Genomic DNA, 6113 nt, shown 5'->3' with positions numbered 1-6113 from the left:
CGAGCTGCCCAACTGGGAGAACCTGACCGCCGGCGCGCGCACCCGCGCCAAGGCCACCATCGGCGGCATGGTCGAGCGCGACTGGAACCACCCCTCGATCATCATCTGGACGATCATCAACGAGGGCTGGGGCGTGGATCTGGCGGTGAACGCCGACCACCGTGCCTGGCTGGCCGAAACCTACGAGTACCTCAAGGAGCTCGACCCGTACCGCCTGATCGTCGGCAACTCGCCCTGCCTCAGCAACTTCCACGTCGTCACCGATATTGAAGATTTCCATAACTACTACTCCATCCCCGATCACTACCGCAAGTGGCGCGACTGGGTGCAGACCTTCGCCAGCCGGCCGTCGTGGACGTTCGCCCACAGCTACGAGAACATCGACACCTGGCGCGCGTTCATGCGCGACCCGTGGAACCCGCTGCCGCGCACGGTGGCGCCCGAGGTGCGCCGCCGCGGCAACGAGCCAATGGTGGTGTCGGAGTTCGGCAACTGGGGGCTGCCCGATGTCGGCAAGCTGCGCGAGTGCTACGGCGGCCAGGAGCCGTGGTGGTTCGAGACCGGCCTCGAATGGGGCGATGGCGTGGTGTACCCGCACGGCATCGAGCAGCGCTTCAAGGCCTATCACCTCGACAAAGTCTTCCCCACGCTGGCCGACCTGACGGCCGCCAGCCAGCGCATGCAGTTCACCGCGCTGAAGTACGAGATCGAGCAGATGCGCCGGCACTCCAGCATTGTCGGCTATATCATCACCGAGTTCACCGACGTGCACTGGGAGTGCAACGGCCTGCTGGACATGTGCCGCAACCCCAAGGCATTCTACGATGTGATCGGCCAGGTCAATAGCGCCGACGCGCTGGTGCCCGACAGCGAGCGCGTGGTGTTCTGGGCCGGCGAGCGCTGCGAGGTGCGCCTGGCGCTCTCGCACTTCTCCGATATCGACCTGCGCGGCAGCCAGCTGGTGTGGAATGTCGACCTGTGGCCCGAGATCGGCGGCAGCTTTGAAGACCTGACGTTCCAGCCCGCCCAGGTGACCAGCATCGGCACCATGGTCTTCGATACCCCGCAGATCGAGCAGAGCGCGCGCGCGCGGCTCGAGTTCCGGCTGCTCGATGCAAACGGCGGCGAGATCACCTGCAACCACCAGGAGCTGTACGTGTTCCCGCGCGCGCTCGCCGCCCCGCCCGCCCCCGGCGGCACGCCGATCGGCATCTGCGTGCCCGACTCGCCGGCGCTCGCGGCGCGGCTGCAGGCCCTCGGCTACCAGCTGGCCGCCACGCTCGAAGCAGCCGACCTGGCGGTCGTCGAGACCATGACCGACGAGATGCGCTGGCATGTGCAGAACGGCGGGCGCGTGCTGTGGCTGGCCGAGGCCGCCGAGACGCAGCAGACCTACCTGGGCAGCCTGAGCATCGCCCAGCGCAAGGGCCGCAGCTGGCAGGGCGACTGGGCCAGCAACTTCAACTGGATCCGCCAGGATCGCATGTTCGGCGCCATCCCCACCGGCGGCACTGTCGACTTCGCGTTTGCCGACCTGATCCCCGACCAGGTGATCGTCGGCCTGAGCCCGCGCGATTTCACCGCCGATGTCCACGCCGGCCTGTTCGTCGGCTGGCTGCACCACACCGTCGGCCTGATCGCCGAGCGCCACTTTGGCAGCGGGCGGCTGCTGATCTCGACATTCCACCTCAGCGATCACGTAGATGCCAGCCCGGTAGCGCGGGTGATGCTGAACGACCTGCTGGCCTACCTGGTGCGCCCGGTGATGAAGGGCGAGCCGACCTACGTCGAGGAGCTGCCGGCGTAGGCCGCGATGGCGGCGAGTATGTTGTTGGGAGTAGGGCGCCGCTTCGCTACGCGCTACTCCTAAAAAAGCACCCCTCTCCCGCCGCAGCGAGAGAGGGGTGCAACCGCCTGCGGCCGGTGCTAGCCGGCCTGCGCGGCGCGCGGGCGCTTGGCCTTGCTGGCGCGCGGCAGCTCGATCGGCGTACCGGCCGGCAGCTCCAGCACATTCTGGCTCTCGCCGATGGCGCGCTCGGCCAGGCCCTGGCGCTCGGGCAGGGTGCGGTAGAGCTTCAGCGCCTGCGCCACCACTTGGTCCATGTTGTAGTACTTGTAGGTCGCCAGCCGGCCCACGAAATACACGCCCGGCGTCGCTTCGGCCAGCGCCTTGTAGCGCGTATAGATCGCCGCGTTCTCGGTGCGCGGCACGGGGTAGTACGGGTCGCCCTCGGCCTGCGGGTACTCGTACACAATGCTGGTCTTGGGGTGCTCCTGGCCGGTCAGGTACTTGAACTCGGTCACGCGGGTGTAGGCGTAGTCGTTGGGGTAGTTGATCACCGGCGCGGGCTGGTACATCGGCGTGTTGTGCGTCTCGTGCACGAAGTTCAGCGAGCGGTAGGGCAGCTTGCCGAAGCAGTAATCGAAGAACGTATCGATCGGCCCGGTGTAGATCATCTCGCGGTACGGGATGATATCCATAATCTCGCGGTAGTCGGTGTTCAGCAAGATCTTGATGTTCGGGTGGTCGAGCATGCGCTCGAACATGCGCGTGTAGCCGTGCAGCGGCATGGCCTGGAATGTGTCGGTGAAGTAGCGGTCGTCGCGGTTGGTGCGCGTCGGCACGCGCGCTGTCACCGAGGCGTCGAGCTCGGATGGGTCGAGCCCCCACTGCTTGCGCGTGTAGCCGCGGAAGAATTTCTGGTACAGCTCCTGCCCGACCTTGCTCACCACCACGTCTTCCGAGGTGCGGATCTGCGTGCGCGGCTCGGCGATCGACTTCAAGAATTCGTCGACCTGGAACGAGGTGAGGCTCAGCCCATACAGCTGGTTGATCGTGTCGAGGTTGATCGGCATCGGCAGCAGCATGCCGTCGACGCAGGCGCGCACGCGGTGCTGGTATGGGCGCCAGGCCGTGAACTGCGATAGGTAGTCGAATACATCTTTGGAGTTGGTATGAAAGATGTGCGGGCCGTACTTGTGGATCAGCAGCCCGTCGTCGTTGTAGAAGTCGTAGGCGTTGCCGCCGATGTGCGGCCGCACGTCGCAGATCAGCACGCGCTTGTTGGCGCCGCGCGCCAGCCGCTCGGCCAGCACGCTGCCGGCAAATCCTGCCCCGACGATTAAATAGTCAAACACGGTATACTCCTTAGCTTTAGCAAAGCTACAAATCTTCAATCCACCCCTCCCCCATTGTTTACGGCGCGCCATTAGCAGGGCTGTTCGCCGCCAGGCGCAGCCCTATACCCTGCTGCCGCAAGCGTAGCGCGCGGCCCATGTGAGCCTGGCGGTGAAACGGCGCAGCTAGGCGCCGGGTCGCTTGGCCGCAATCGCCTGCTCGATCAGGTCGCGCATGGCTGCGGCGGTGGTGTCCCACGAGGTTCGCGCCAATACCGCGCGCATCTTGGTCGCGCGCTCGGCGCGCTCGTCCGGGCTGGCGGCCAGCGCTCGCTCGCACGCGCCGATAAATGCCTCGGCTGTGTCGCCCAGGTACACGATCTCGCCGTATGGCTCGGCCACGTCGGCGATCGGCGTGCTGACGATTGGCAGCTCGGCGGCCATGTACTCGAGCGTTTTGGTCGGGCTGATGAAGCGCGTGGCCTCGTTGCGCGCGAACGGCAGCAGGCAGGCGTCCCAGCCGGCCAGGTACGCCGGCAGCTCCTGGTAGCTGCGCTGGCCGAGGTAGTGGATATTCGGCTGGCGCGGCAGCGTGGCCGGGTCGATCTTCACCACTGGCCCGATGATCACCAGCTGCCACTCGGGGTGCGCGCTCGCCAGTGCGCCGAGCAGCGCGGTGTCGACCCGCTCGTCGATGACGCCGTAGAAGCCTAGCCGTGGCCCTGGCAGCTCGGCCTGGTCGGGCGGCTCGGCCATGCCCGCGCGGGCCTGGCGGAAGTGCGCGGTGTCGACGCTGCTGGGGAAGCAGTGCACGCTGGGGTGGCGGTCGCGCTTCGCGCGGTACAGGCTCGGCCCGCCAGTGAACACCAGGTCGGCCCAGCGCATGAGCTCGTCCTCGCGCTGCAGCAGCGCGGGCGGGGCGTGCGCAAACGCCGATAGCTCGTCCATGCAGTCGTACACCACCGCCTGCGGCGCCAGCGCCTGTGCCAGCGGTAGCGCCAGCGGCGTGTAGAGCCAGGCTACGTATTCGCTCATCCGCTCGCCGGCCAGCAGCTCGGGCAGCAGCTCGCGGAATGTGCCGATATGCTCGTCGTGAAACCCTGGCGCCGCCAGCGGCGTGTGGAGCCGCGCGACTGCCACGCCCGCCTGCGGCTGGCTCAGCTCCCAGGCCGGGTCGGCGCCGGGCGTGTGCCAGGGCTCTTCAATAAAGAGCACGCGGCGCCAGCCCGCCAGGCGCGTCAGCAGGTGCTGCGGCCGCTGGTACACGAAATCCCAGCGCAGGTGCGAAAAAACGACAATCCCTTGGTCTTTGCTCATAGTTCCCCTTTTGCAGTCCGAAACTAGCCCTTTTCGCCAGGCATGCCGGCGCTGGCCGAAAAGCGAGACGTAGCCAGGCAATCGCTTTTCGCATAGATGATCGATCGAATGTTTTGATAGTTAGGCGTGTTTGGGCGTTGTTCTGCGATGTTGGAGGCAAGAGAAAACGAGTGTCGCCCTACGAGAGGCCGATACTCAAATCGTCAGCGATACGTTGTGCTTCATTCGTAAGAGCTATGAAGCAAGTTTTATGCCAAGTTTTACGCTCTATCGTTAGGCTAGCTGCGCCTGCGCGCGCCGCAGCTCGGCGGCATATGCGCGGTCGAGCACGCGCTCAAGGCGTCCGTTGGCGTCGGGGCGCAGATCCCACAGCCCGCTGTTATGCCAATGCTCGAGGTTATCCCAGTCGGGCCGGTCGAGGATCGGGTAGATGCAGATGCCTTCGATCGGCGTGCCGGCCGCGCGGGCCAGCTGCACCTCTGCGGCGATCTCGGCGATCCAGGGGCCGCGCCCTATGCCGAAGTGGCTCGTCTCGGAAATAAACAGCGGCCTGCGGTAGCGCTCGTAGACTTCGGCCAGCAGCTGGTGCAGCGGCACCCAGCGCTTGTCGCGCGGGGTGTCTTCCCAGCGCAGTCGCGCCTCGGCGTCGTCGCCGGGGTGCTCCCACTGGTTGGCGTGGTAGAAGTTCAGGCCCATCACGTCGAGGTAGCGCGGCGCGCCGCCCAGGTCGGGGTGCGCGCGGCCGGCCAGCATGTCCCAGGCCTCGAACTGCCCGGCGCGCTGCGCCGCCGCGGCGTCGGCCAGCTCGGGCCGGCCGCGCGGCGTCACCACGTGGATCAGCGGGTCGACGTGCACAAACCGCGCGCGCGGGTCGACATCCCAGATCGCCTCGCAGCCGGCGATCGCCGCGCGCACCAGCTGGCGCTTCAGCTCGAGGCCGCGCCCGCGCTGGCAGGGGTAGATATACGCCTGGCTGCCGGCGGCCCAGGCCAGAAACGAGATCTCGTTGATCGGCGTGTAGAACGGCACCTCGTCGCTCTGGGCGGCGAAGAAGTCGGCCGTCGCGCGGCAGAAGCGCGCGAACCGATCGACAAACGCCGGCGCGAAGATGTCGATGTCGGTGGGCCAGCCGTAGTGGCAGATGTTCCAGATCACCTGGATGCCCTGCTGGCGCGCCGCAGCAGCCATCGGCGCGAGCGACGCGAAGCTGAAGCGGCCCGCGCGCTCGATCAGCGGCCAGCGGATGCCGTCGCGCGCGGCGCGCATGCCCAGCTCGCGGATGCGGGCGTAGTCGCCGCTAGCCTGCGCGTCGTGCTGCGTCTCGGCGATCATATCCAGCCGCCGGCCGGTTCGCGTGATCTGGCATGCCGATTCGAAGCCGGCGAGCCAGAACGAGCGGAACAGCGTGGCCGGCACAGGTGTCGCCTGATCGTGCATAGAATGTGTTGCTCCTGTCGCTGTCAGCGGCCAAAAAAAACAAGCGACGCTCGCAGCGCGCGGCGCTGCGGGCGCTCTGCCTGGCGCGTGGCAGCGTAAGCCCGATACCTAAAACCAGCTAGCAGCTAGCAACATGCGTACCAGCTCAATCTTTTGGGCGATGCCGCCGCGCAGCCAGCGCGGTATAGTCATGCTTTCCGGTGCCGTTCGAGCAGCGCGCCGTCGCCGGGCTTCGTCCTTTG

4 protein-coding genes are annotated in these 6113 nt (G+C 66.7%); 1 reads left to right on the top strand and 3 read right to left on the bottom strand.

Going from position 1 to position 6113, the window contains the following annotated elements; genetic code table 11:
• A partial coding sequence (locus U0177_RS04770) for a glycoside hydrolase family 2 TIM barrel-domain containing protein (protein WP_409569450.1) occupies positions 1–1807 on the top strand: 1807 nt, incomplete at its 5' end.
• 119 nt (positions 1808–1926) lie between these two features.
• Here the strand turns inward: U0177_RS04770 and glf are convergent.
• From glf to U0177_RS04755, 3 genes are all read right to left on the bottom strand, one after another.
• On the bottom strand, positions 1927–3138 hold the full coding sequence (gene glf / locus U0177_RS04765) for a UDP-galactopyranose mutase (RefSeq protein ID WP_409569449.1): 1212 nt from the start codon (positions 3136–3138) through the stop codon (positions 1927–1929).
• A gap of 165 nt (positions 3139–3303) precedes the next feature.
• The gene (locus U0177_RS04760) at positions 3304–4434 is read right to left on the bottom strand and encodes a glycosyltransferase (RefSeq protein WP_409569448.1); all 1131 of its coding nucleotides are present in this window, start codon (positions 4432–4434) and stop codon (positions 3304–3306) included.
• Between the two features lie 273 nt (positions 4435–4707).
• Entirely contained in the window at positions 4708–5871 is a 1164-nt protein-coding gene (locus U0177_RS04755; RefSeq protein ID WP_409569447.1) for a beta-glucosidase, read from the bottom strand.
• Positions 5872–6113: the final 242 nt, after the last annotated feature.

Source organism: Kouleothrix sp. (assembly GCF_046328425.1).
In the GTDB taxonomy this organism is placed as follows: Bacteria; Chloroflexota; Chloroflexia; order Chloroflexales; family Roseiflexaceae; genus Kouleothrix.
Note: the sequence above shows the minus strand (reverse complement) of the source record. Positions and strands in the feature narration are given on the sequence as shown.